Raw genomic sequence first — 26,332 nt, 5'->3', positions numbered from 1 at the left:
CTTTATCTGTTTCCTGAGTACGGCCTTGCCGTGCTCGTCCACACCGTGAACTTGGAACACATTTTTTGCCAGGTCAATGCCAACGGTTGTAATCTTCATAGTGGACGCCTCTCTCGGTTGAAGTGGTGGCTAACACCTCTACTTTGGCACATTGATGCCGTTACGAGTGGGGGGCGTCCATCCCATTGCTTGCGGTTCCTTTCCGCTACCCCGCACACACTTTCACTTCCGCACGGACAGCCTCTGCGCTGCTTTCGCGCGGCCATATCTTTTGGAGTTCTGGATGTTCAAGGCCTTGTCCCGCTATTCGGTCAAGCTGGTGGAGCGCTATCTGCCCGATCCCTATATCTTTGTCGTGCTGTTGACCTTGATCGCCGGCGTCGCCGCCGTATCTATTGAGCACAGAACACCCATGGAGGTCGTCACCATGTGGGGGGACGGGTTCTGGGGCTTGCTGTCTTTCACGATGCAGATGGTGTTGGTGCTGGTTGCTGGCTATATGATGGCGAGCACGCCGGCGGTTCGCCGCATTCTGGAGACGTTGTCGCGGCTGGCGGGCAGTCCGGGCTCCGCCATTGTCCTGGTTACGGTGGTTGCCCTGGCGGCAAATTGGCTGAACTGGGGGTTTGGCCTGGTTGTAAGCGCCTTGTTCGCCAAGCAGCTGGCGCGCAGCATCAAAGTGGACTATCGCCTTCTGGTTGCCAGCGCATATTCCGGCTTTGTCGTCTGGCACGGTGGATTGGCCGGATCCATTCCGTTGACGATCGCCACGGAGGGCCACTTCCAGCAGGACAAGATCGGGCTCATTTCCACGTCCGATACCATCTTCTCCACCTTCAACCTGGTCATTGTTCTGGCCATGTTCGTTGTGGTGCCGCTGGTGAATCGCTTGATGATGCCGGATGAGAAAGATAGCGTCTATGTGGACCGCGCAGTCCTCGATGATGGCGCTGTCGAGCACGAACAGGACGACCGTCCGGCGGCGCGTCTGGAAAACAGCCGCCTGCTGGCCATGTTGATCGGCTTCTGTGGTCTGGCCTATTTGTTCAATTACTATGTCATCCGCCAGGGCGGCCTGAATCTGAATGTCATTAACTTCACATTTCTCTTCCTCGCCATTGTGCTGCACGGCAATGCGCGCAACCTGCTCGACAGTCTGAACGATGCCATCAAGGGCGCGGCGGGCATCGTCATACAGTTTCCGTTCTATGCGGGCATCATGGCAATCATCATGCACTCGGGGTTGGCGGCAAGTCTGTCGGGCTGGATGACATCCCTGGCAAGCGCGGCCAGCCTGCCCTTCTGGACCTTCATGAGCGCTGGCATCGTGAATATCTTCATTCCGTCGGGCGGCGGCCAATGGGCGGTCCAGAGCCCGGTGGTCATCGCCAGCGCACAGGCGCTGGGTGCGGACATGCCTCGCGTGGCCATGGCCGTGGCCTGGGGCGACGCATGGACCAACCTGCTGCAGCCGTTCTGGGCGCTTCCCGTACTGGCCATTGCGGGCCTGAAGGCCAAGGACATCATGGGATACTGCCTCATCCAGCTATTGGTGACAGGAATCATCGTGTCCATTGGGCTGAGCTTTTTCTAGCCGGCTGGGCGCCGGCTTCAGCCCTCTTGGACCGCGCCGCTCCCCGCTGTCACGGCTCCGGACCTGGTTTGACAATGAAAAAAAATCATTGCATAATTCGGAGTTCGGTTTTGGTGGGATGCCCGAGTGGTTAAAGGGGGCAGACTGTAAATCTGTTGGCCTTGCGCCTACGTTGGTTCGAATCCAACTCCCACCACCACCGCGGAAATATTGCATGCCGGTCAGCTGCCGGCAGCTTGCGGGTGAGGAATCCTACGCGGGTGTAGCTCAATGGTAGAGCAACAGCCTTCCAAGCTGATGACGAGGGTTCGATTCCCTTCACCCGCTCCACAAGGTTTTTGGGTTTCGCCTCTATGGGCGGGAAGCAACAAAGCAGATGCCCATGTGGCTCAGTGGTAGAGCACTCCCTTGGTAAGGGAGAGGTCACGCGTTCGATCCGCGTCATGGGCACCATACTCTTTTCTATCTAATATTAGTAGCAGCACCATTCCATCGTCAGGAGTCAGTCATGGCAAAAGAGAAGTTTGAACGGACCAAACCTCACGTGAACGTTGGCACGATTGGTCACGTTGACCACGGCAAGACGACGCTGACGGCGGCGATCACGACGGTGCTGTCCAAGGAGTTTGGCGGAGCGGCCCGCGGTTACGACCAGATCGACAATGCGCCGGAGGAAAAGGCGCGCGGCATCACGATCAACACCTCGCACGTGGAGTACGAGACGACCTCGCGCCACTACGCGCACGTGGACTGCCCGGGTCACGCGGACTACGTGAAGAACATGATCACGGGCGCAGCGCAGATGGACGGGGCGATCCTGGTGGTGTCGGCCGCCGACGGCCCGATGCCTCAGACGCGCGAGCACATCCTGCTCTCGCGTCAGGTTGGCGTGCCTTACATCATTGTGTTCCTGAACAAGGCGGACATGGTGGACGATGAGGAGCTGCTCGAGCTGGTGGAGATGGAAGTGCGCGAGCTGCTCTCGAAGTACGACTTTCCTGGCGATGACACGCCGATCGTGAAGGGCTCGGCCAAGCTGGCGCTCGAGGGCGATGAGGGCCCGCTGGGCAAGCAGGCGATACTGCAGCTGGCCGAGGCGCTGGACACGTACATTCCGACGCCCGAGCGAGCGGTGGACGGCACGTTCCTGATGCCGGTCGAGGATGTGTTCTCGATATCTGGCCGTGGCACGGTGGTGACAGGGCGTATCGAGCGGGGCCTGATCAAGGTGGGCGAGGAAATCGAGATCGTGGGAATCCGCGAGACGGCCAAGACCACGTGCACGGGCGTGGAGATGTTCCGCAAGCTGCTCGATCAGGGCGAGGCGGGCGATAACGTTGGGATCTTGCTGCGCGGGACCAAGCGCGAGGAGGTCGAGCGCGGTCAGGTGTTGGCCAAGCCTGGCTCGATCAAGCCGCACACGGACTTTTCTGCCGAGGTGTACATTCTGTCCAAGGAAGAGGGGGGGCGTCACACGCCGTTCTTCCAGGGCTACCGTCCGCAGTTTTACTTCCGCACGACGGATGTGACGGGCACGATCGAGTTGCCCGCGGACAAGGAGATGGTGCTGCCGGGCGATAACGTGTCGATGAAGGTGAGCCTGATCGCGCCGATCGCGATGGAAGAGGGGCTGCGCTTTGCGATACGCGAGGGCGGTCGCACGGTCGGTGCCGGCGTCGTCGCCAGCATCAGCAAGTAATTGGCAGTACGGCCGGCGGTTTCCTGCCGGCCTGCCGCAACAGCGGCAAGCAGTAAAAAGCAGCAAGAGCGATGACACCGCAAGGCTCATCGCTTTCAGAGTCTAGGGGTATAGCTCAATTGGCAGAGCGTCGGTCTCCAAAACCGAAGGTTGTAGGTTCGATTCCTACTGCCCCTGCCAGGCATTCAGTCACATCGCAGCCGCCTTGGCGGCGTCAACTGCCGGAATATGGCCAATAGCAACGTAGAAACCGTTACCAGTGTCGCAGATCGGATCAAGCTCGGTCTTGCGGTGCTCGTTATCGCAGCGGGCATCGTCGCATATTCGATGCTGGACAACCAGCCTACCGTCGCACGCGTCGGTATTTTCCTGGCGGGTCTCGTCATTGCGGCCATTATCGCGTGGTTCAGCGAGCCCGGTCGCCGCACCATCAGTTTCGGGCGCGACTCCTACAATGAGGTCAAGCGGGTAATATGGCCCACGCGCAAGGAAACCACCCAGATGACGGGCATAGTATTTGCCTTTGTCGTCGCCATGGGGGCGTTTCTCTGGCTGGCCGATAAGTTCCTCGAGTGGGTCATTTATGGCGTGCTTCTGGGCTGGAAATAAAGGGCACACATGAGCAAGCGTTGGTATGTCGTCCACGTTTATTCCGGCATGGAAAAAAGCGTGCACAAGGCGCTCCTTGAGCGCATAGAGCGCGCCGGGTTGCAGACCTCATTCGGACGCATCCTGGTGCCTTCCGAGGAAGTCGTCGAAGTCAAGGGCGGCAGGAAGTCCATTACCGAACGACGGATTTTCCCGGGCTACGTACTGGTCGAGATGGACCTCACCGACGAAACCTGGCATCTGGTCAAGAACACGAACCGGGTCACCGGTTTCCTGGGCGGCTCAGGCAATCGGCCTGCGCCAATTTCCGACAAGGAAGTCGAAAAAATCCTCTCGGCGATGGAAGAAGGCGTCGAGAAACCCAAACCCAAGATCCTCTTTGAAGTGGGCGAAATGGTTCGCGTCAAGGAAGGTCCTTTTGCCGACTTCAACGGCAACGTTGAAGACGTCAACTACGAGAAAAGCAAGGTGCGCGTATCGGTCACGATTTTCGGCCGCGCAACCCCTGTGGAACTCGATTTTGGTCAGGTCGAAAAGACCTGAATTTTCCAACCCCGGGGAGCCGTCCGCATTTGCAGGCCGGCGTTCGTACCCGCAAGGAGTAAAGCATGGCGAAGAAAATCGTTGGCTTTATCAAGCTGCAAGTTCCAGCTGGTAAGGCAAATCCTTCCCCCCCGATCGGGCCGGCCCTGGGCCAGCGCGGTCTGAACATCATGGAATTCTGCAAGGCTTTCAACGCCAAGACACAAGGCGTCGAACCCGGCCTGCCAATTCCTGTGGTCATCACGGCCTACGCGGACAAGAGCTTCACCTTCATCATGAAGACGCCGCCGGCCACCATCCTCATCAAGAAGGCCAGCGGTGTGCAGAAAGGCTCGGCTCGTCCGCACCTGGACAAGGTGGGTACGCTTACGCGCGCCCAGGCCGAAGAAATCGCCAAGACCAAGCAGCCCGACCTCACGGCGGCTGATCTGGACGCCGCGGTTCGCACGGTGGCTGGTACTGCCCGCAGCATGGGCATCACGGTTGAAGGGGTGTAAGCATGGCCAAGTTGAGCAAGCGCGCGGCCGCCATTGCCGCCAAAATCGATCGCAGCAAGTTCTATCCTGTTTCCGAAGCCCTGACGCTGGTCAAGGAGACCGCCACCGCCAAGTTCGATGAGTCCATCGACGTAGCGGTGCAGTTGGGTGTGGATCCCAAGAAGTCCGACCAGATCGTGCGTGGCTCGGTCGTTCTGCCCGCCGGCACGGGCAAGTCGGTCCGCGTCGCCGTCTTCACCCAAGGTGAAAAGGCCGAGGCCGCCAAGGCTGCCGGCGCCGACATCGTTGGCATGGAAGACCTGGCCGAGTCCATCAAGGGCGGTCAACTGGACTTCGACGTGGTCATTGCCTCACCCGATGCCATGCGCGTCGTGGGTGCGCTGGGCCAGATCCTCGGCCCACGTGGCCTCATGCCCAACCCCAAGGTGGGCACGGTCACGCCCGATGTCGTCACGGCGGTCAAGAACGCCAAGGCGGGCCAGGTGCAGTATCGCACCGACAAGGCCGGCATCATCCATGCCACCATCGGCCGCGCTTCGTTCGAGGTCGAACAACTGCAAACCAACCTGGCCGCTCTGGTCGATGCCCTGAATAAGGCGCGTCCCGCTGCGGCAAAGGGTGTATATCTGCGCAAGCTCGCCGTATCGTCCACCATGGGCGGCGGTGCGCGCGTGGAAATTGCTTCGCTGGCGGCCTGAAAATAGCCGTTCAGCACAGAACTTTGGGCCGTGCCCGGTTTTTCCGGGCATAGCTGTCAAAGACCGCTGGAGCAGCCGGGCATGATTTGCAGTCCATGCACGGCCGCTTAATTCCAGGCCTCAACACCTGGTTCCAGCGCAGACGGCGGCCATGGAAGAATTCTTGTAGTACCGAAGAACTCGACCAGGTGCGCCGCATTCGGTTGACGCAAGGGACCCTCCCGAGCGTCGTTTGATGGAGTGTTCAAACCGTGAGTCTCAATCGTCAAGAGAAAGCGGTAGTCATCGAGGAAGTCGGCGCGCAAGTCGCAAAGGCTCAATCGATCATTATCGCCGAGTACCGTGGTCTGGACGTCGCCTCTGTAACCGTATTGCGCAAAACTGCGCGCGAGTCGGGCGTGTACCTCCGTGTTCTCAAGAACACGCTGGTTCGCCGCGCCGTGGCGGGCACTCCCTTCGAGGAGCTCACCCCCCAACTGACCGGTCCGCTGATCTATGGCATCAGCGACGATCCGGTTGCGGCAGCAAAAGTACTTGCCGGTTTCGCCAAGACCAACGACAAGCTGGTGATTCAAGGCGGGGCATTGCCCAACAGCCTGCTCACCACGGATGGTGTGAAGGCTTTGGCCACCATGCCCTCCCGCGAGGAGTTGCTCTCGAAACTGCTGGGTACCATGCAAGCCCCCATCGCGCAATTTGTGCGTACGCTCAACGAAGTTCCGACCAAGTTCGTTCGCGGCCTCGCGGCTGTGCGCGACCAGAAGGAAGCCGCCTAAGCGGAAAGCTTCGTTCTACCGAGCGACACCCAACCCTGGCATTTACATATATCTGGAGTTCTTAAAATGGCAACAAAAGCTGAAATCCTTGACGCCATCGCCGGCATGACCGTTCTCGAGCTGTCCGAGCTGATCAAGGAAATGGAAGAAAAGTTTGGCGTGTCGGCTGCCGCCGCCGCTGTCGCTGTGGCCGCCCCGGCCGCCGGTGGTGCCGCTGGTGGCGCCGCTGAAGAGCAAACCGAGTTCACCGTTGTTCTGGCCGAAATCGGCGCCAACAAGGTCAGCGTGATCAAGGCTGTTCGCGAAATCACCGGCCTGGGCCTGAAGGAAGCCAAGGATCTGGTCGATGGCGCTCCCAAGCCTGTCAAGGAAGGCCTGGCCAAGGCTGATGCCGAAGCGGCCCAGAAGAAGCTTGAAGAAGCGGGTGCGAAAGTCGAGCTCAAGTAAGACTTTTCATGCCTGCCCGGGAAGCGCTGAAGCCTTCCCGGGCTTTTGCGTTTCCAGAAAACCCCTGATTCACAATGGGTTACCTGCCCGAGTCGGGTTTTCCGGAGTCGTAAACCAGGGCCGTGGTTGACGGCCTATGTAACCCTCGAGTCGGAGTGCTCATGCCTTATTCGTATACCGAAAAAAAGCGCATACGCAAGAGTTTCGCTAAACGGGAAGACGTCCAGGACGTTCCCTACCTGTTGGCGACGCAGCTGCAATCTTACAAAACTTTTTTGCAGGCGGATACTACACCTTCCAAGCGAAAAGATGAAGGCCTGCAAGCGGCCTTCAGCTCGATTTTCCCTATTGTCAGTCACAATCAGATGGCGCGCCTTGAGTTCGTTAGCTACGTTCTCGGCGAGCCGGTGTTCGACGTCAAGGAGTGCCAGCTGCGCGGGCTGACCTATGCCTCGCCGCTGCGCGCCAAGGTGCGCCTCGTGCTCATGGATCGCGAGGTCAGCAAGCCCACGGTCAAGGAGGTCAAGGAACAGGAAGTCTACATGGGCGAGATTCCGCTCATGACGAACACCGGCTCCTTCGTGATCAATGGCACCGAGCGGGTCATTGTTTCCCAGCTGCATCGTTCGCCCGGCGTGTTCTTCGAGCATGATCGCGGCAAGACGCACAGCTCGGGCAAGCTGCTGTTTTCCGCCCGGGTCATTCCCTACCGCGGATCCTGGCTGGATTTTGAGTTCGATCCCAAGGACATACTGTTCTTCCGTGTGGACCGCCGCCGTAAAATGCCGGTCACCATTCTGCTCAAGGCCATTGGCATGACGCCCGAGGCCATCCTGGCCTATTTCTCGGACTTCGACCAGATCGAAATCCTCAAGGAAGGCGGCATGCTCGAGTTCGTGCCTGAGCGCTGGAAGGGCGAAGTCGCGCGCTTCGACATCAAGGACAAGGCGGGCAACGTCATTGTCGAGAAAGACAAGCGCATCAATGCCAAGCATCTGCGCGACCTGGGCACTGCCAAGGTTGAGCATCTGTCCGTGCCCGAGGACTTCCTGATTGGCCGGGTACTGGCCAAGAACGTGGTCAATCCTGACACCGGTGAAGTCATCGCCAATGCGAACGACGAAATCACGGAATCCATTCTGGCAGAGATCCGCGGCGCAGGCATTCGCGAGATTCAGACCCTGTACGTCAATGAACTCGACCGCGGCGCATATATCTCGCAAACCCTGCGCACGGACGAAACCGCCGACCAGATGGCTGCGCGCGTTGCCATCTACCGCATGATGCGCCCCGGCGAGCCGCCCACCGAGGATGCCGTCGAGGCCTTGTTCCAGCGCCTGTTCTACAGCGAGGAAGCCTACGACCTCTCGCGTGTAGGCCGTATGAAGGTAAACAGCCGTCTGGGCCGTGGCGAAGACGCCGGCGGTCCCATGACGCTCACCAACGAAGACATTCTTGAAACCATCAAGGTGTTGGTGGAGCTGCGCAACGGTCGCGGCCAGATCGACGACATCGATCACCTGGGCAACCGCCGCGTGCGTTGCGTGGGCGAGCTGGCCGAGAATCAGTTCCGTGCCGGCCTGGTGCGTGTCGAGCGCGCCGTCAAGGAGCGTCTGGGTCAGGCGGAAACCGAGAACCTCATGCCGCACGATCTGATCAACTCCAAGCCGATTTCGGCCGCCATCAAGGAGTTCTTCGGTTCGAGCCAGCTTTCGCAGTTCATGGATCAGACCAACCCCCTGTCGGAAATCACGCACAAACGCCGTGTTTCCGCCCTGGGACCTGGCGGCTTGACCCGCGAGCGCGCCGGCTTCGAGGTGCGTGACGTGCATCCGACGCACTATGGCCGCGTGTGCCCGATCGAGACCCCGGAAGGTCCGAACATCGGCCTCATCAACTCCATGGCGCTTTATGCGCGGCTGAACGAGTACGGCTTTCTTGAAACGCCCTATCGCAAGATCATAGACGGCAAGGTCAGTGAGCAGATCGATTATCTGTCGGCCATCGAGGAAAGCAATTATGTCATCGCACAGGCCAATGCGCGCCTGGATGCGGATGGCCGTTTCATGGACGACCTGGTGGCATGCCGTCAGTCTGGCGAAACCATGCTTACCGCGCCGGCAAACGTGCATTACATGGACGTGGCGCCTTCGCAGATCGTGTCTGTGGCGGCATCGCTCATACCCTTCCTTGAGCATGACGACGCCAACCGCGCGCTCATGGGCGCCAACATGCAGCGCCAGGCCGTGCCTTGCCTGCGTCCCGAAAAGCCGCTGGTGGGCACCGGCATCGAGCGCACCGTTGCGGTCGACTCGGGCACCACTGTCCAGGCAGTGCGTGGCGGCATTGTGGATCATATCGATGCCGAGCGTATCGTGATTCGCGTCAATGACGACGAGAACGTTGCCGGCGAAGTGGGCGTCGATATCTACAACCTCATCAAGTACACCCGTTCCAACCAGAACACCAATATCAATCAGCGGCCCATCGTCAAGCGCGGCGATCATGTGGCGCGCGGGGATGTGTTGGCCGACGGTGCATCGACGGACCTGGGTGAACTGGCCTTGGGGCAGAACATGCTCATCGCGTTCATGCCCTGGAACGGCTACAACTTCGAGGACTCCATCCTGATTTCCGAGAAGATCGTGGCTGACGACCGCTATACGTCCATCCACATCGAAGAACTCACGGTGGTGGCCCGCGACACCAAGCTTGGCCCCGAGGAAATCACGCGCGATATCAGCAATCTTGCGGAAACGCAGCTGAATCGCCTGGATGACTCCGGTATCGTCTACATCGGCGCCGAAGTGCGTGCCGACGACGTACTGGTTGGCAAGGTCACGCCCAAGGGTGAGACGCAGCTGACCCCCGAAGAAAAGCTGCTGCGCGCCATCTTCGGCGAGAAGGCCTCCGACGTGAAGGATACGTCGCTGCGGGTGCCGTCGGGCATGGTGGGCACCGTCATCGACGTACAGGTGTTCACACGCGAAGGCATCGAGCGCGACAAACGCGCGCAGTCCATCATCGACGATGAACTGCGCCGTTATCGCCAAGACCTCAACGACCAATTGCGTATCGTCGAGGACGACACCTTCGACCGTATCGGCAAGTTCCTGGTCGGCAAGACCGTCAACGGCGGCCCGCGCAAACTGGCCAAAGGCACGGCGCTGGCCCAGGACTACCTGGCAGATCTGGACCGCTGGCAATGGTTCGACATTCGCTTGGCCGACGAAGAGCACGCGATTGTGCTTGAGCAGGCCAAGGAATCGCTTGAGCAGAAGCGCCATCAGTTCGACCTGGCTTTTGAGGAAAAGCGCAAGAAGCTTACGCAGGGCGACGAACTGCCGCCGGGCGTACTCAAGATGATCAAGGTGTACCTGGCCGTCAAGCGCCGCCTGCAGCCTGGCGACAAAATGGCCGGCCGTCACGGCAACAAGGGCGTGGTATCGCGGATTACACCCGTGGAAGATATGCCCCACATGGCCGACGGCACACCTGCCGACATCGTCCTGAACCCGCTGGGCGTGCCTTCCCGGATGAACGTGGGCCAGGTGCTTGAGGTTCACTTGGGCTGGGCCGCCAAGGGCGTGGGTTATCGCATCGCCGATATGCTGCGCGAAGAACAGAACGTGCAGGTCAAGCAGCTGCGCGCCTATCTCGAAAAGGTGTACAACAGCACCGGCGCGGGGGCACGCGTTGCCGAACTCTCGGACGACGAAGTACTGGAAATGGCGCGCAACCTCAAGAATGGCGTTCCGCTGGCCACCCCGGTCTTCGACGGGGCGACCGAAGAGGAAATCGAAGCCATGCTGAAGCTGGCTTATCCGGACGACATCGCCGACAAGCTCAAGCTTACGCCCAACCGCACCCAGGCATGGCTGTTCGATGGACGTACCGGCGAACAGTTCGAGCGCCCCGTTACCATAGGCTATATGCACTACCTCAAGTTGCATCACCTGGTCGACGAAAAGATGCACGCACGGTCCACCGGCCCATACTCGTTGGTTACGCAGCAACCGCTGGGCGGCAAGGCGCAGTTCGGCGGCCAGCGCTTCGGCGAAATGGAAGTGTGGGCGCTGGAAGCCTACGGCGCCTCGTACACGCTGCAAGAGATGCTCACGGTCAAGTCTGATGACATCTCGGGCCGCACCAAGGTATACGAGAACATCGTCAAGGGCGACCATGTCATCGATGCCGGCATGCCCGAGTCGTTCAACGTTCTGGTGAAAGAAATTAGGTCCTTGTCCCTGGACATGGATTTGGAGCGTAAATAATGAAAGCGCTACTCGATCTATTCAAGCAAGTCTCGCAAGACGAGCAATTCGATGCCATCAAGATCGGCATAGCATCGCCGGAAAAGGTGCGCTCGTGGTCCTATGGTGAAGTGCGCAAGCCCGAAACCATTAACTACCGCACCTTCAAGCCCGAGCGCGATGGCCTGTTCTGCGCCAAGATCTTTGGCCCCATCAAGGATTACGAGTGCCTTTGCGGCAAATACAAGCGCCTGAAGCACCGCGGCGTGATCTGCGAAAAATGCGGCGTGGAAGTCACCGTGGCCAAGGTGCGCCGCGAGCGCATGGGTCATATCGAGCTGGCCAGCCCGGTTGCGCACATCTGGTTCCTCAAGAGCCTGCCATCCCGCCTGGGCATGGTGCTCGACATGACGCTGCGCGATATCGAGCGTGTGCTGTACTTTGAAGCATGGTGCATCATCGAGCCCGGCATGACGCCGCTCAAGCGCGGCCAGATCATGTCGGACGACGACTACCTGGCCAAGACCGAGGAGTACGGCGACGACTTCCACGCCTTGATGGGCGCGGAAGCCGTGCGGGAACTGCTGCGCACCATAGACATCGATCGCGATGTCGAAACGCTGCGCGCCGAGCTCAAGGCCACGTCCTCTGATGCCAAGATCAAGAAGATTTCCAAGCGCCTCAAGGTGTTGGAAGGCTTCCAGAAATCCGGCATCAAGCCCGAGTGGATGGTTATGGAAGTGCTTCCGGTGCTGCCGCCGGATCTGCGTCCGCTGGTGCCGCTGGATGGCGGCCGCTTCGCCACATCCGACCTCAACGACCTCTATCGCCGCGTCATCAACCGCAACAACCGTCTCAAGCGTCTGCTTGAGCTGAAGGCGCCCGACATCATCCTGCGCAACGAAAAACGCATGTTGCAGGAGTCGGTGGATTCGCTGCTTGACAACGGCCGGCGAGGCAAGGCCATGACCGGCGCCAACAAGCGCCAGCTCAAGTCATTGGCCGATATGATCAAGGGCAAGAGTGGTCGCTTCCGCCAAAACCTGCTGGGCAAGCGGGTCGACTACTCGGGTCGTTCCGTTATTACGGTGGGTCCGCAGCTCAAGCTGCACCAGTGCGGCCTGCCCAAGCTGATGGCGCTCGAGCTGTTCAAGCCTTTCATCTTCAATCGCCTGGAGATGATGGGTCTGGCCACGACCATCAAGGCCGCGAAGAAACTGGTGGAAAGCCAGGAGCCGGTCGTGTGGGATATCCTCGAAGAGGTCATCCGCGAGCATCCGGTCATGCTGAACCGTGCGCCGACCTTGCACCGCCTTGGCATCCAGGCTTTCGAGCCCATGCTGATCGAAGGCAAGGCCATCCAGCTGCATCCGTTGGTCTGCGCGGCTTTCAACGCCGACTTCGATGGCGACCAGATGGCTGTTCACGTGCCCCTTTCGCTGGAGGCGCAGGTCGAGGCCCGCACGCTCATGCTGGCATCGAACAACGTGCTGTTCCCCGCCAACGGCGAACCGTCCATCGTGCCCTCGCAGGATATCGTGCTGGGCCTGTACTACACCACGCGCGAGCGCATCAACGGCAAGGGCGAAGGCCTGTTCATGACCGATGTGTCGGAAGTGCAGCGCGCATACGACAACGGCGAGGTGGAACTGCAGACGCGCATCACCGTTCGCCTGAATGAGTACGAGAAGGACGAACAGGGCGAATGGCAGCCTGTGCTCAAGCGTTTTGAAACCACGGTAGGCCGCGCCCTGCTGTCGGAGATCCTGCCCAAAGGCTTGCCCTTCTCGGTGCTCAACCGCCCGCTGAAGAAAAAGGAAATCTCGCGCCTGATCAATCAGTCGTTCCGCCGCTGCGGCCTGCGCGCCACGGTCATTTTCGCGGACAAGCTCATGCAATCGGGCTTCCGCCTGGCTACGCGCGCCGGCATTTCCATCGCCATGGGCGACATGTTGGTCCCGACGGCCAAGGAAGACATCCTTGCCCAGGCCAGCAAAGAGGTCAAGGAGATCGACAAGCAGTACTCGTCCGGTCTGGTGACTTCCCAGGAGCGCTATAACAACGTAGTCGACATCTGGGGCAAGGCCAGCGACAAAGTGGGCAAGTCCATGATGGAGCAGCTGGCCACCGAGCCGGTGGTGAATCGTCATGGCGAGGAAGTGCGTCAGGAATCGTTCAACTCCATCTACATGATGGCGGACTCCGGCGCGCGGGGTTCCGCCGCCCAGATACGCCAGCTCGCAGGTATGCGCGGCCTGATGGCCAAGCCCGACGGCTCCATCATCGAGACGCCCATTACCGCGAACTTCCGCGAAGGCCTGAACGTGCTGCAGTACTTCATTTCCACGCACGGTGCGCGGAAGGGTCTGGCCGATACGGCGCTGAAGACCGCCAACTCGGGCTACCTGACACGCCGTCTGGTCGATGTCACCCAGGATCTGGCGATCACCGAAGCCGATTGCGGTACCACGCGAGGCTATTCCATGAAGGCCTTGGTCGAGGGCGGCGAAGTCATCGAACCGTTGCGCGACCGCATTCTGGGCCGTGTGGCTGCCGTTGACATCGTCAATCCCGATACCCAGGAAACCGCGGTTGCGGCCGGCACGCTGCTGGACGAAGACGTGGTCGACCTTATCGACAGCATAGGTGTGGATGAAGTCAAGATTCGCACGCCGCTTACCTGCGAAACACGCTATGGCTTGTGCGCGCACTGCTATGGGCGTGACCTGGGCCGTGGCACCATGGTCAACCGTGGCGAGGCAGTGGGCGTCATTGCTGCCCAGTCCATCGGCGAGCCTGGTACGCAGCTGACGATGCGGACCTTCCACATCGGTGGCGCGGCATCGCGCTCGGCAATGGCCAGCTCGGTGGAAACCAAGTCGGCCGGCACGGTGGCCTTTGCCATCGGCCTGCGCTATGTCACCAATGCCAAGGGCGAACGCGTGGCCATCTCGCGTTCGGGCGAGATCGTCATCTTTGACGACAACCGCCGCGAGCGCGAGCGTCACAAGATCCCCTACGGTGCAACCATTGCCGTGGGCGATGGCGATGCGATCAAGGCCGGTACGCGCCTGGCAAGCTGGGATCCGCTTACGCGCCCCATCGTGTCCGAGTACTCGGGCACTGTCCGCTTCGAGAACATCGAGGAAGGCGTTACCGTTGTCAAGCAGCTTGACGAGGTTACGGGCCTGTCCACGTTGGTGGTAATCACACCCAAGACCCGCAGCGGCAAGACCATGATGCGTCCGCAGATCCGTCTGCTTAACGACGCGGGCGAAGAGGTCAAGATCGCGGGCACCGACCATGCGGTGGCCATCTCCTTCCCGGTGGGCGCGCTGATTACCGTTCGCGACGGACAGCAGGTCAATATCGGTGAGGTGCTGGCGCGTATTCCTCAGGAATCGCAAAAAACCCGCGATATTACCGGCGGTCTGCCTCGTGTGGCCGAGCTGTTCGAAGCCCGTTCGCCCAAGGATGCCGGCATGCTGGCCGATGTCACGGGCACGGTCTCGTTTGGCAAGGACACCAAGGGCAAGCAGCGTCTGGTTATCACCGACATGGATGGCGTCAACCACGAGTTCCTGATACCCAAGGAAAAGCAGGTGCTGGTGCACGACGGCCAAGTGGTGAACAAGGGCGAAATGATCGTCGATGGTCCGGCCGATCCTCACGATATCCTGCGCCTGCAGGGCATCGAGAAGCTGGCCAGCTACATCGTGAACGAAGTGCAGGACGTTTACCGCCTGCAGGGCGTGAAGATCAACGACAAGCACATTGAAGTGATCGTGCGCCAGATGCTGCGTCGGGTGAACATCGTTGATCCGGGCGACACCAACTTCATCACGGGCGAGCAGGTCGAGCGTTCCGAACTGTTGAACGAAAACGACCGCATGGAAGCCGAGGGCAAGATTCCCGCCACATACGACAACGTATTGCTGGGCATCACCAAGGCTTCCCTGTCGACCGATTCGTTCATTTCGGCCGCATCCTTCCAGGAAACCACGCGCGTGCTCACCGAGGCTGCCATCATGGGCAAGCGCGACGATCTGCGCGGGCTGAAGGAGAACGTCATTGTGGGCCGCCTGATTCCGGCCGGTACGGGCATGTCGTATCACATGGCACGCAAGGAGAAGGAAGCCCACGAGGCGGCCGAGCGCCAGGCCGCGCGTGCGATGGCCAATCCGTTCGAGGAGGCGCCCGCCGAAACCGTGGAAACCCACGAAGGCGAGCCTGCCGCCGACAGCGAAGGAACATCCACGGAAGAATAATTCCGAGGCCATGTCCGCGAAAAGGGTCCTGCGATGTACTGCAGGGCCCTTTTTATTTCACCGTGACGTCGGCGCCACATGGCTCGCCTTTGGTGCGCACTTCAACGTGTTGCCGGACGCGGGCGGCGCTGCGCGCCGAGGCGGCGTGAAACCGCAAAACAAACGCCAGACTCGGGTATCGGGCCTGCCAGCAGAGGATGCCCGGCGGGCGGCATTTCTATTGCTGCCGCCCCTGGCGCTGCCAACGAGCAGCGTCGAACAGCACGCGCTCGCACTCCCAGTTGCCTGACTGCACTTCGCTTGCGATTAAATACAGCATCAGATTGCGCATCAGTTCCACCGCGCGCGAAGGCGGCTTGTCGACGTGCTCGCACAGATGCAATGTGCGCAGCATTGTCGGCTTGACGATATAGCGGTATGACACGTCGCCGGACTGGATCTGGCGGCGCAGGTAGGATTTCGTGCCAATCACGCAGCCGTGTCCCTCCTCCACGAACAGGCTGACCGCGTTCACATTGTCGGCCTGCAGCCGCGCGCGCTGCTCGAACTGTTTCCGCAGGCGCGGATCGTCCATGACGGAACGGCCCATGGTGCCGCGGCGCAGCAGCACGAAGGGCAGTGTCAGAAGCGTCTTGACGCTGATGGGTTCGGTGGTGTCGCCAATGACATGTTTCTTGCCTATGCATATCATGCGCTCTTCGACCAGCGGGGTGGTTTTGATGCGTGCGTCCTGTGTCGGGTTGTAGGCCAGCGCCAGGTCGACATGGGCGTCCATGAGCTGCGAGATGGTGCTGCCGGACAGCGTCTCGGACAGAACAAGCGAAATACCTGGATGCGCCTCAAGCACGATGCGCATCAGATGGCGCCCTATGGATTGCAGCGCGGTATAGGCCATGCCGATGGCGACCTGGCCGCTTATCTCGCCTGCCATGTTGTACATATCTTCGCGCGCATGCTGCAATGCGCGCAGAATCTGCACCGCATGGGCGTAAAGGCGCTGCCCGTATTCGGTGGGCAACAGACCGCGCGGGTTGCGCAGGAACAGCGGGCGCGGAAACTGCGCCTCGAGATTGGCCAGGTGGTGGCTGAGCACCGAGGGGGCAGTGCGCTCGCGCTCGGCCGCACGGGAAATGCCGCCGGATTCATAGATGGCGACGAAGGTTTGTAGCTGTCGAATATCCATGCATTCTATTTTATAGAATGCAATAGTTAAAACAATATAATTTTCTGATCCTTGAATCAATGCTAATCTGCCTGCAGCATCAAGGGAGTCAACGAATGGATCAGGCTTTTTTACCGCTTGCGGGCCTGCGCGTCGTCGAGATGAGCCATATGATCATGGGCCCGTCCTGCGGCATGTTTCTGGGGTTTCTGGGCGCGGAGGTCATCAAGGTCGAGCCACCGGGTGGAGACAAGACCCGCTGGCTCACCGGCATGGGCCGGCCCATGTTTCCGCTGTTCAACCGTGGCAAGAAATCCGTGCAGCTCGACCTGGCCACAGAGTCGGGCCGTGCGGCGCTCAACCGTCTGCTCGAAACCGCCGATGTGTTCGTCGAAAACTTCCGCGACTCGGCGCTGGCCAAGGCGGGGGCGGATCCCGAACATCTGCGCAAGCAGTTTCCCGGGCTTATCGTTGCGTCATGCAAGGGTTTTCTGTCGGGCCCTTATCAGAACCGTACGGCGCTGGATGAAGTCGTGCAGATGATGACGGGTCTGGCCTATATGACAGGCCCCACGGGCACCCCCTTGCGTGTGGGCTCCTCGGCCAATGACATCATGGGTGGGCTGTTTGCCGCGTTTTCGGTTCTGGCCGCGTTGCTGGAGCGGGGAAAGACAGGACGAGGACGGGAAATGCGTGTCGGCCTGTTCGAAAACTGCCTGCTGCTGGTTGCGCAGCATATGGTGCAGTTCGAGCTTGAAGGCAAGAATCCGCCTCCCATGCCGGAGCGCGAGTTCTCCTGGCCCATCTACGACATTTTCACCGATCGGAACGGGCGCCAGATTTTTGTCGGCGCGGTAACCGAGGGACAGTGGAAAACCGTATGCACGCTATTGGGTCTGACGGACTTTCTGGCCGATTCGCGCCTTGCCACGCGTATGGATCAGATCGAAGCCCGCAGCTGGACCATTCCCCTGGTGGCTGAAAAAATTGCCGCGCTGGACGCCGATGCGCTGGGGCGGCAGTTCGAAGCGCACGGCATTCCTTTCTCGCCCATTGCCAAGCCTTGCGATATGTACCAGGATCCGCATGTCATGCGGCCTGGCGGCATGGCCACATCGCAGTGTGCGGATGGAACGCGCTTTCGCGCACCCTCCTTGCCCTTCGAAGTGGACGGCGACATGCTGACGGGCGGCGGCGATGTGCCGGCGCCCGGCCAGGATACCGAAGAAGTGCTTGCCGCGCTGGGCATGGACGATGCGGCGATCGCCGGCGCGTGCGGCGAGCGGGCGGTTGCGCCATGACTGCGCTGCACACATCGCGCGTTGCCGCCCTCTTCCCCCCTGGACGGCTTACGCTGCGCGAGGTGGGACTGCGCGATGGCCTCCAGTTGGTGCGCCGGTTCCCCGATACCGATGCAAAGCGGCAATGGCTGATGCACGAGCATGCGGCAGGTGTGCGGGTATTCGAGATCGGCTCTTTTCTGCCCGCTCGCGGCTTTCCGCAGTTTGCCGATGTGGGCGACATGGTGGCTGCCGTCAAGGCCTTGCCCGGCGCGCGTGCCGCCGCGCTGACATTGAATGAGCGCGGTGCGGAGGATGCGCTGCGTACCGGCGTGGACGAGATGATATTCGTGCTGTCGGCCACGGAAGGCCATAGCCAGGCCAACACGCGGCGCAGCCGCGGCGAGGCCCTGGCGCTGCTGGCACGCATTGCCGCCATGCGCGATGCGGCCGGGCCTGATGCGCCCGTGCTGACCGCAGGCATTGCCATGGCTTTCGGCTGCTCGATTGAGGGCGAGGTGGATGCCGGCGAGGTGCTGCGTCTGGCGGAAGCTTGCGCGCGCGCGGGCGCCGATGTGATCGCCTTGGCCGATACGGTGGGGTATGCAGGACCGCGCGAGGTGGCCGCGCTGGCGTCGGCATTGCCGCGCAGCGTGGGCGATATCCCGCTGGCCATGCATTTTCACGACACGCGCGGCTTGGCCATTGCCAATGCCGCGGCCGCCCTGAACGAGGGGGTGCGCATTCTTGATGGATCCCTGGGCGGTCTGGGCGGCTGTCCATTCGCGCCTGGCGCCACCGGCAACGTGGTATTCGAGGATCTGGTATTCCTGTGCGAAACAATGGGCTTCGACACAGGTATCAACATCGAAGCCTTGGCGGATGCGCGCCGCATCGTGGCCCGGGCCATGCCCGATGAAACGCTTTATGGCGCCCTCGCCCGTTCGGGGCTGCCAAAAACCGCCGCATGGCGGGTATCGCGCGTACCGGCTTGACGACAGAGCCGGTCAACAACAAAGACTGAACGAATGAAAATCATCAGGAGGACGACATGAGCATCATCGGAAGATTGTTGGCCGGCGCTATCGCGCTGGCATTGTCCGCAAGCCTGGCGCAGGCGGCGGAGTACACCATGCGTATCAGCCATCAGTTTCCCCCTTCGCATCACACGGCCAAGCGGCTGGCGCAGTTTGCCAAGGACGTGGCCAAGGAAACCGATGGCAAGGTGCAGGTGCAGCTGTTCGGCGCCGCGCAGTTGTTCAAGCCCAAGCAGCATCATGCCGCCGTTGCCAGCGGACAGCTGGAGGCGGCCATTATCCTGTCCATTCAATGGGGCGGGAGCCTGCCGGAGATGGCTGTTACGCAGATACCCTTCCTGATGAGTTCGCCGGCAAAACAGAAGGCCTTTATCGGCTCCGAAGCCGCCAAGTTGCTGGATCAGAAGATGCTGGACAAGGGTGTGCGCAACATCGGCTGGATCGTCGATACGAATGATCTGATATTCACATCCTCGACACAGCTTCTTGACGACCCGTCCAAGTTCAAGGACGTGAAGATACGCGGACTGAACAAGCTGTTTGACGCCGGCCTGATTGCCATGGGCGCCGTGCCGGTTTCGATGTCGGGCTCGGAAGTCTACCAGGCGCTGCAGACCCGGGTAGTCGATGCGGCTCTCACGGGTGTGCAGGCGGCCAGCTCGCGCAAATACTATGAGGTCCAGAAGTACGGCGCGGCCACGCCGATTTTTCTTGTGTTCGACAACCTTGTGGTGAATCCGGCATGGTGGGACGGCCTGCCCGAGGACGTGCGGGCGGGCATCACGCGCGCTGCCGACAAGGCGGTGCAGTCCTCGCTTATCACACATGAGGGCGTCAATCCCGACGACATGAAGAAACTGACGGATGCGGGCATGGACGCTGTCGTGCTCACATCGGAACAGGCCCAGGCCTTCGAGGCGGTGATGCAGCCGGCGGTACGGGAGGCTTTCCTGAAGTCATCCGGCGATGACGGGCAGAAGCTTATTGATCTCATCAAGGCCATGTAACGGGGTTGCCCATGTCGCAAGACCAAGCCCTGCCCGAGCTCGGGCATGATGGCGCCCGCCTGCGTGCATACGCGCGCTTTGTTGCGCTCGCATGCAGAGCCGCGCTGGGCCTGGCCAGCATTCTGGTGCTGGCCGACCTTCTGCTGATTGGATGCGCCGTGCTGCTGCGTTACGTGTTTTCATCGCCCATAGTCGGCAACGACGAGATTGTGGCCAGCACGCTGACGGCCCTCGTAATGCTGGCCGCGCCCGATGTGCTGCGCAGAAACGGCCACATTGGCGTCGACGTGCTGGTCGGCGCGCTGCCGCCCAGACTTGCGACGTGGGCTTCGGTATGGTCCTGTCTATCGGTTCTGATGGTGGCCGCACTATTGATCGTCAACGGCTGGAAGGCGGTCACGCTTTCGCGCACGATAGGGCTGCTGACGGAAGGCCACCTTGAAATGCCTGTATGGATGCTGCAGCTTTTCCTGCCCCTGGGCGGCCTGTTGCTGGCGCTGGTGGCCGTCGAACTGCTGTGGCGCGCGTTGGCACGGCCTGCTGCGGCGCAGGAAGCGAAGGCGGGTGAGCCATGATTGCGGCATTCATGCTCGTGGCGCTGCTAGCGCTGCTTTTCACCGGTATTCCCATCTTCGCCGGCCTGACGTTGTATGGTGGCGGTCTTTTGCTGCTGGTGCAGGGCAACCTGGGCTCGGTCGTCAGCATCATATTCGGCGAACTGAACCAGTATCTGCTGGTGGCCATTCCGCTCTTTGCTTTCATGGCCCATGTCATGATACGCGGCAAGGTGGTGGACGATCTGTATGACGCGGCCTATACGTTCACGCGCCATTTGCCTGGCGGCCTGGCCGTGGCCACCATCATGGCGTGTACCGTGTTCGCCGCCATCTCGGGCTCCAGTGTGGCCACCGCGCTGACCATAGGCGCCGTGGCCATTCCCCAGATGCTGCGTTACGGCTATTCACCGCGCATCGCATACGGTGTGGTGGCGGCGGGCGGCACGCTTGGCATACTCATACCACCGTCGGGGCCGATGATTCTCTACGGCATCACGACCGATACCTCCATAGGCGGCCTGTTCATTGCCGGTATCGTGCCGGGGCTGGTCATGGCGCTGGTGTTCATGGCCTGGGCCGTTTTCCGTTGTGCAACCGAAGGCGAGGCGGTAAAGCGCGATGCGCGCGCAAGCGGGCGCGAGATGCTGCAGGCCTTGCGCAAATCGGTCTGGTCCATTGCCCTGCCGGTATTCGTGCTGGGCGGGATGTATCTGGGCGTGTTCACCGCCACCGAAGCCGCCGCCGCTGGCGTTTGGCTTGCGCTGTTCGTGACCATCGTGATTTATCGCACGGTCGGCTGGCGCGAAATCTGGGCCAGCGCGCAGGATGCCTGCCGGCTGTCGGCGATGCTGTTCATGATTCTGGCGGGCGCCGCGGTGTTCAGTCATGTGCTGACCAAGATGCGGGTGCCTCAGCAGATTGTCGAATCGTTGGCCGCCATGGACATGGGCGCCATGGGCTTCGTGGTGGTGATGATGTTGCTGATCGTGGTGCTGGGCATGTTCCTGGAGTCCATCTCCATTATTCTGGTCACCACGCCGGTCATCCTGCCCGCCATGATTCATCTGGGCATCGATCCCATCTGGTACGGCGTCCTGCTGGTCATCAACCTGGAAATTGCGTTGATCACGCCGCCTGTGGGCATGAATCTGTTCACCATCAAGGCCATTACCGGCTCGAAGCTTGGCCCCATCATTCGAGGGTCCCTGCCCTATATGCTGCTGATGGGTGCGGTGCTGGTGCTCATCCTGCTGGTGCCGGGCATCGCGCTGTGGCTGCCGCGTACGATGATGGGCGGCTAGGGCGGTGCGCTACGCCGCCCTGCGGTGAAACCGTCACACAGTCACTCGCGCGGTATGCCGCCGGGTTCGGCGGGCAGGCAGAGGGTGAACTGCGCGCCCTCGCCCACTGCTCCTGAAACCTCTATCCTGCCGCCATGGCGTTCGATGACGGTCTTCACGAAGGCCAGCCCCAGGCCCACCCCCGAGGGATTTCCGTCGGCCTGTTCATCGACGCGTGAGAAAGCCTCGAACAGCGTGGCTGCCTGCTCGGCGCTGAATCCCCTGCCCTGGTCGCGCACGCTTGCCTGCCACATACCGCCATGGGCTTCGATACGGCATGTCACTTCGGTATCGTCGGGGCTGTATTTGATGGCATTGTCGAGCAGATTCATGACCGATCGGTGCAGCAGTGATGCGTCGCCCCAGGTCCAGGCCTGTTCGGGATGCGCGTCGTATCGCAGTGCAATGCGGCGTTGGCGCGCCTGGGCCCAGAATTCGTCCATGCACTGTGCCATCAGATCCACCAGATCCACTGCCTCGTAATGCAGCTGTTTGGCGCGCGCCCGAGCCAGGTTGACGAAACCATCGACCAGCCCTAGCGTTCGATGCGCATACGACTGCACGCGGTGCAGAAAAATAGTCTGCTCCAGCGCGGTATTGGCGTGCTGCTGCAGCTCTATCAGGGCCAGGATGGAATTCTGCGGCGACCGCATGTCATGTGACAGAAAGCGCAGTGTTTCCTCGCGCCGCTCGTGCGCCAGGCGCAGTTGTTCGATGGCGCCATGCAGTTGGGTGATGCGGGCTGGCAGCGACGCGTCCTTGACGGCGGAGCGCTTTGGGGAGGCGTTCTCGCCCAGCGCCGCGCGATCATGCCTGAGCGTGCGCAGCTCGCGATCGATATGTTGCAGCGAGGCTTCCTGGCTCCGCCAGCTCCAGACAGGAAAGGACAGCACCACGCCGATAAGGCTTGCCGTGACGGGTATCCACGTCCTGGCAAGCCACAGCAGGAGTATGGCCGCCATGCCGACCAGCAAGAGGGTGGCTAGCACGACGATGAAGGAGCGCCGTGGCGACCGCCGCCGGAACAGCAGGCACACCAGCAGCACCGGAAGACAGGCCAGCGCGGCGGCCAGCCACGGCGCGGTTGTTCGTATCCAGCTGCCCGCGACGGCTGCCTGCAGGCCATTGGCCATGATCTCCACGCCCGCCATGCCGCCGTGCGCGCTCGTGACCGGTGTGGGGAAGGCGTCTCCAAGGCCCGACCCCCAGGAGCCGACGAGAACGAGTTTGTCCTTGAAGGCGGAAGCGGGAACATCGCCTTCCAGCACCCTGGCATAAGGATAGACGGTGTATCGGGAGGGCTGCCGGCCGTAGGGTATGAGCAGCGCGCTGTCGTCAGTCCTGGCCGCGCCAAGCCGCGCGGGAATATGCGCCACCTGCAGCATGGCCAGCAGGAAATGCTGCGCCTCGCCGTCGTCGCCGAGCGGCTGTCGCAGCTTCAGCGATCGCACGACGCCGTCGCCATCCGCATAGACATTGATATATCCCATGGCGGCGGCCGCGTCGGCGAGCCTGGGAAGCGGCGGAACGATGCGCTGGTTGCCATGGGCGATCATGAATGGCAGAACCGTCCGGCCATTCGCCCTTATTGCGCGGGCCAGCGTGGCGTCGTCGGTGGGATAGGCGGGATTCTTGTCGCTGAGCAGGATGTCGAAACCCACGACACGGGCCTGGCCCAGCTGCCCAAGCAGCCGCGCGTGCACGGCGCGGCGCCAGGGCCAATAGCCGAGCTCCGCGATGCTGCCGTCGTCGATTGCGATAATGACGATATCGGGCTGCGGTGCCGAGGATGCCGTAGTCGCCAGAATGCGGTCATAGAAGGTGTGATCAACCCGCGTCAGGCCGGCGGGGCCGCCGAGCAGGCTCAGGCAAGCCGTAAACAGCAGCATGGAGGCCGTGACGAGCAGCCATTCGGCATGAATGCGCCGCTCCAGGCTGCCCCAGAAGTCGGCTCGCTCGGCGCGGCGCATGGTTTAGTAGCCCAGCAAGACGGGCGTCTGGAAGCCGGTGGCCACAGTCAGGCCGAATGATGTCCGAAGCGCGGCCAGCCCCTCGAAGGGCAGGACCGCGTCTTCGCCCATGATGCCGTTGGCATCGATGGCGCGCACCCGTGCATAGTAATGGCCCGTTCCGGGCGCGCTGAAGGAGATGTCAGGGCCGCGGACGCGCTGGCTCGAATAAAGCTGGGTGCCTTGCGAATCGCCGGCCACCCGGACCAGATACGCGACGGCGTCCGGCATCGGCGTTATATGGGCCTGCCATCCGCCGCCCCCACGCTTCGGATCGCTGACCTGGGGGGCGGGCAGCAGTTGCCTCACACCCAGCAACTCGCCCGACGCGCTGGTGGCGGCGCCCTGCCCCGCACGCAGCATTGCCCTGCCTGCTTGGCTGGTGTTCAGTCGGGCCCGGCCTTGAATCACTTCGCTTTGGGATCCATCGGATGCGACGCGAACACGCAGGCGCGTGCCGCGCACGCCGGTGATGCTGACGGGTGTCTGGACTTCAAAACGCCCCACGCCGGTATGTTCGGGTGAAACCTCCGATTCCAGCCCGCCATCCTGCATGCTGAAGATGGAGTCGGTAAGTCCGGTGCCTCTGAATACGCGCAGACGCTTCAGATGGAGGGCGGAATTGGCCGGAACCGATATCTTGCTGCCGTCGCTCAGCGCCAGCGTTACGTAGCCGCGGGCGCCGGTACGGATTACATTGCCCTCGGACGCAAGATCGCCCTGCCGCAGCGGTTCGCCGTCCAGTCTTGCCTCTCCGGATACGTGACTGACCCGCGCCTGCGAGGGATCCTCCGGAATCAGGGAAAACGGAATCTTGAGTTCAAGCGCAATGGGCAGCCGGGTGGGGTCGCCGATATGGTTCAGCGATTGAAGCGCCTGCCAGTTGGCGGACTTGCCTGTATAGCGTTCGGCCAGCGCCAGCAGCGTGTCGCCCGCCTCGACCTGATAGATGAAATTATCGCCCTCGGCACCCGCCGGCTTGGCTGGCGATGCGAAGGGCAGGATGGCCAGCGCGCAGGCCGCCAGAAGGCAGGCGAGCGCGCGTCGCCCGGTGTGCTGTGTGGTATTCATGAGTGCATCGCTTCCTGGGTATCGGCCAAAAGTTCCAGGCGGTAGCCCAGCGCGTAGGAAGAAACCAGACGAACGCCGTTTTCGGGGCGGAGTTGAAGCTTTCTGCGTATGTTGGAAAGATGGGTATCCAGGGTGCGGGACGTGGCCGGTATTTCGCGGTTCCATACGTTATTGCTGAGTACGTCGCGCGAGAACAGCCTGCCGGGGTTGCGAAAAAACAGCACTGCCAGCTCGTATTCCTTGGGGGCGAGCTCGATGGCCTGGCCGTTGAGCGAAATGACGGCCTGCGCGGGCTCGATGGTATAGGCGGCGCAGGAAAAGGAGGTCTCCATGGACGACGCGGGCGCGAGCCGCCGCTGAAGGGCCGATACGCGCGCGACCAGTTCGCCGGTGCGTATGGGCTTGACCATGTAGTCGTCCGCGCCCGCCTGCAGGCCCGTGACGAGGTCTTCCTCCCGCGTGCGGCTGGTTACGAACATGACGGGCATGCCCTGCCCCAGGTTGGTGCGAACCCAACGCAGGACATCCAGACCGGAGAGGTCGGGCATTTCCCAGTCGAGTATGAGCAGTTCGAACGAATGCGTGCGTGCCAGCGCCGCCAGCATGGCCTGCGCCGTCGTGAACAGCGTGCACTGATGTCCGGCCTGCTCTAGCACCGACTGGATAAGCTGGCCTTGAGCAACGTCATCTTCCAGGGAGGCGATAAGCATGGGGCAAAAACACTTATTCTTTTTGATATTAGTAGGATATGAAAGCTTATGTTACGTGAGCCCGCCTAGCCTGTCGAGCGCATGCGCCTCCGCGTGCGGGCCAGCGTCGGAATGACAGGGGTGTCTTGCTCTTGTCGCGGCAACATGCTAATATGGCGAGCTTGCTTTAATAGGCTCCTTGCCAAACAGCCATTAAGGTAACACAAGTAGTATCGCAAGGCAGGCGTGCAAACCCCAGTCGGGTTTGTGCCAAGTCTTAATCAGCTTTGCTGCAACACCGCTCTTTACGTAGTCATCTGTGGGGGCGGTATTGTGCAAGCCGTCCGCAACACAAGTCACAGGATGCGTAAAGGTCATGCCTACCATTAGCCAACTCGTGCGCAAGCCGCGCGAAGTCAGCGCAGTCAGCAGCAAGAGCCCGGCGCTCGAAAACTGCCCGCAGCGCCGCGGTGTCTGCACTCGCGTGTATACCACCACCCCCAAGAAGCCGAACTCCGCCCTGCGCAAGGTCGCCAAGGTTCGCCTTACCAACGGTTTTGAAGTCATTTCATACATCGGCGGCGAAGGCCACAACCTCCAGGAACACTCCGTGGTCCTGGTACGTGGCGGCCGGGTCAAGGATCTGCCGGGTGTGCGCTATCACATCGTGCGCGGCTCGCTCGACCTGCAAGGCGTCAAGGATCGCAAGCAGGCGCGTTCCAAGTACGGCGCCAAGCGCCCCAAGAAAGCGTAGTTTTTCAGTCCGGCCTCAAGCCGGTCGTATCAGTGCAGCCAT

At 61.2% G+C, this 26,332-nt stretch carries 20 protein-coding genes and 4 tRNA genes; 20 read left to right on the top strand and 4 right to left on the bottom strand.

Annotated elements, in window-relative coordinates:
* The first annotated feature begins 283 nt into the window (after positions 1-283).
* The 14 genes from ERD78_RS12825 to rpoC all read left to right on the top strand — a co-directional run bounded on the left by ERD78_RS12825 (position 284) and on the right by rpoC (position 15,384).
* Positions 284-1,594, top strand: a complete 1,311-nt coding sequence (locus ERD78_RS12825; protein WP_129969666.1) for a short-chain fatty acid transporter — start codon at positions 284-286, stop codon at positions 1,592-1,594.
* Between the two features lie 112 nt (positions 1,595-1,706).
* Positions 1,707-1,793 (top strand) — tRNA-Tyr (locus ERD78_RS12820).
* Between the two features lie 57 nt (positions 1,794-1,850).
* A tRNA-Gly gene (locus tag ERD78_RS12815) sits at positions 1,851-1,924 on the top strand.
* Positions 1,925-1,972: 48 nt separating this feature from the next.
* Positions 1,973-2,047 (top strand) — tRNA-Thr (locus ERD78_RS12810).
* A gap of 55 nt (positions 2,048-2,102) precedes the next feature.
* Complete coding sequence (gene tuf / locus ERD78_RS12805) at positions 2,103-3,293, top strand: elongation factor Tu (RefSeq protein WP_129969645.1); 1,191 nt, start codon at positions 2,103-2,105, stop codon at positions 3,291-3,293.
* Between the two features lie 104 nt (positions 3,294-3,397).
* Positions 3,398-3,473 (top strand) — tRNA-Trp (locus tag ERD78_RS12800).
* Between the two features lie 48 nt (positions 3,474-3,521).
* Entirely contained in the window at positions 3,522-3,902 is a 381-nt protein-coding gene (secE, locus tag ERD78_RS12795; RefSeq protein ID WP_129969665.1) for a preprotein translocase subunit SecE, read from the top strand.
* A 9-nt stretch (positions 3,903-3,911) separates the two neighbouring features.
* Positions 3,912-4,445: a transcription termination/antitermination protein NusG gene (gene nusG, locus ERD78_RS12790; protein ID WP_129969664.1), complete on the top strand. Its 534-nt coding sequence runs from the start codon at positions 3,912-3,914 to the stop codon at positions 4,443-4,445.
* A 65-nt stretch (positions 4,446-4,510) separates the two neighbouring features.
* Positions 4,511-4,942: a 50S ribosomal protein L11 gene (rplK, locus tag ERD78_RS12785; RefSeq protein ID WP_129969663.1), complete on the top strand. Its 432-nt coding sequence runs from the start codon at positions 4,511-4,513 to the stop codon at positions 4,940-4,942.
* A gap of 2 nt (positions 4,943-4,944) precedes the next feature.
* Positions 4,945-5,640, top strand: coding sequence for a 50S ribosomal protein L1 (gene rplA, locus ERD78_RS12780; protein ID WP_129969662.1), 696 nt, complete (start codon positions 4,945-4,947; stop codon positions 5,638-5,640).
* 251 nt (positions 5,641-5,891) lie between these two features.
* Complete coding sequence (gene rplJ, locus ERD78_RS12775) at positions 5,892-6,416, top strand: 50S ribosomal protein L10 (protein ID WP_129969661.1); 525 nt, start codon at positions 5,892-5,894, stop codon at positions 6,414-6,416.
* Between the two features lie 66 nt (positions 6,417-6,482).
* On the top strand, positions 6,483-6,863 hold the full coding sequence (gene rplL, locus ERD78_RS12770) for a 50S ribosomal protein L7/L12 (protein ID WP_129969660.1): 381 nt from the start codon (positions 6,483-6,485) through the stop codon (positions 6,861-6,863).
* Positions 6,864-7,024: 161 nt separating this feature from the next.
* Positions 7,025-11,137: a DNA-directed RNA polymerase subunit beta gene (gene rpoB / locus ERD78_RS12765; protein WP_129969659.1), complete on the top strand. Its 4,113-nt coding sequence runs from the start codon at positions 7,025-7,027 to the stop codon at positions 11,135-11,137.
* Positions 11,137-15,384 carry a DNA-directed RNA polymerase subunit beta' gene (rpoC, locus tag ERD78_RS12760; RefSeq protein ID WP_129969658.1) on the top strand — a complete coding sequence of 1,416 codons (4,248 nt, stop codon included), beginning with the start codon at positions 11,137-11,139 and terminating at the stop codon, positions 15,382-15,384. Before rpoB ends, rpoC begins: the two co-directional genes overlap by 1 nt.
* Before the next feature lie 217 nt (positions 15,385-15,601).
* Here rpoC and ERD78_RS12755 read toward each other — a convergent pair whose 3' ends face one another.
* Positions 15,602-16,567, bottom strand: coding sequence for a LysR family transcriptional regulator (locus tag ERD78_RS12755; protein WP_129969657.1), 966 nt, complete (start codon positions 16,565-16,567; stop codon positions 15,602-15,604).
* 95 nt (positions 16,568-16,662) lie between these two features.
* Here ERD78_RS12755 and ERD78_RS12750 point away from each other — a divergent pair, with 95 nt between their 5' ends.
* From ERD78_RS12750 to ERD78_RS12730, 5 genes are read left to right on the top strand one after another with little or no spacing between them, the layout of a single operon-like run.
* Positions 16,663-17,847, top strand: a complete 1,185-nt coding sequence (locus ERD78_RS12750) for a CaiB/BaiF CoA transferase family protein (RefSeq protein ID WP_129969656.1) — start codon at positions 16,663-16,665, stop codon at positions 17,845-17,847.
* Complete coding sequence (locus tag ERD78_RS12745) at positions 17,844-18,821, top strand: beta/alpha barrel domain-containing protein (protein WP_129969655.1); 978 nt, start codon at positions 17,844-17,846, stop codon at positions 18,819-18,821. Before ERD78_RS12750 ends, ERD78_RS12745 begins: the two co-directional genes overlap by 4 nt.
* 56 nt (positions 18,822-18,877) lie before the next feature.
* Positions 18,878-19,870, top strand: coding sequence for a TRAP transporter substrate-binding protein (locus tag ERD78_RS12740; protein ID WP_129969654.1), 993 nt, complete (start codon positions 18,878-18,880; stop codon positions 19,868-19,870).
* Between the two features lie 11 nt (positions 19,871-19,881).
* A complete protein-coding gene (locus ERD78_RS12735; RefSeq protein ID WP_129969653.1) occupies positions 19,882-20,445 on the top strand; it encodes a TRAP transporter small permease in 564 nt (187 codons plus the stop codon).
* Positions 20,442-21,728, top strand: a complete 1,287-nt coding sequence (locus ERD78_RS12730; protein ID WP_129969652.1) for a TRAP transporter large permease — start codon at positions 20,442-20,444, stop codon at positions 21,726-21,728. The genes ERD78_RS12735 and ERD78_RS12730 overlap by 4 nt, the downstream gene beginning before the upstream one ends.
* A gap of 41 nt (positions 21,729-21,769) precedes the next feature.
* Here the strand turns inward: ERD78_RS12730 and ERD78_RS12725 are convergent, their stop codons facing one another.
* Genes ERD78_RS12725 through ERD78_RS12715 form a run of 3 tightly spaced genes read right to left on the bottom strand, consistent with a single transcriptional unit; the run spans position 21,770 to position 25,557 of the window.
* Entirely contained in the window at positions 21,770-23,737 is a 1,968-nt protein-coding gene (locus ERD78_RS12725; RefSeq protein WP_129969651.1) for a CHASE2 domain-containing protein, read from the bottom strand.
* Between the two features lie 3 nt (positions 23,738-23,740).
* On the bottom strand, positions 23,741-24,847 hold the full coding sequence (locus ERD78_RS12720) for a FecR family protein (RefSeq protein ID WP_129969650.1): 1,107 nt from the start codon (positions 24,845-24,847) through the stop codon (positions 23,741-23,743).
* The gene (locus tag ERD78_RS12715) at positions 24,844-25,557 is read right to left on the bottom strand and encodes a response regulator transcription factor (protein WP_129969649.1); all 714 of its coding nucleotides are present in this window, start codon (positions 25,555-25,557) and stop codon (positions 24,844-24,846) included. Before ERD78_RS12715 ends, ERD78_RS12720 begins: the two co-directional genes overlap by 4 nt.
* Positions 25,558-25,912: 355 nt before the next feature.
* Here ERD78_RS12715 and rpsL point away from each other — a divergent pair, with 355 nt between their 5' ends.
* Positions 25,913-26,290 (top strand): 30S ribosomal protein S12, encoded by a 378-nt coding sequence (rpsL, locus tag ERD78_RS12710; RefSeq protein WP_129969648.1) that lies wholly within the window; start codon positions 25,913-25,915, stop codon positions 26,288-26,290.
* Positions 26,291-26,332 lie beyond the last annotated feature (42 nt).

The sequence above is a fragment of the Allopusillimonas soli genome (assembly GCF_004153445.1).
In the GTDB taxonomy this organism is placed as follows: Bacteria; Pseudomonadota; Gammaproteobacteria; order Burkholderiales; family Burkholderiaceae_B; genus Allopusillimonas; species Allopusillimonas soli.
The sequence above is the reverse complement of the archived record's forward strand: the minus strand, read 5'-3'. Positions and strand labels throughout refer to the sequence as shown.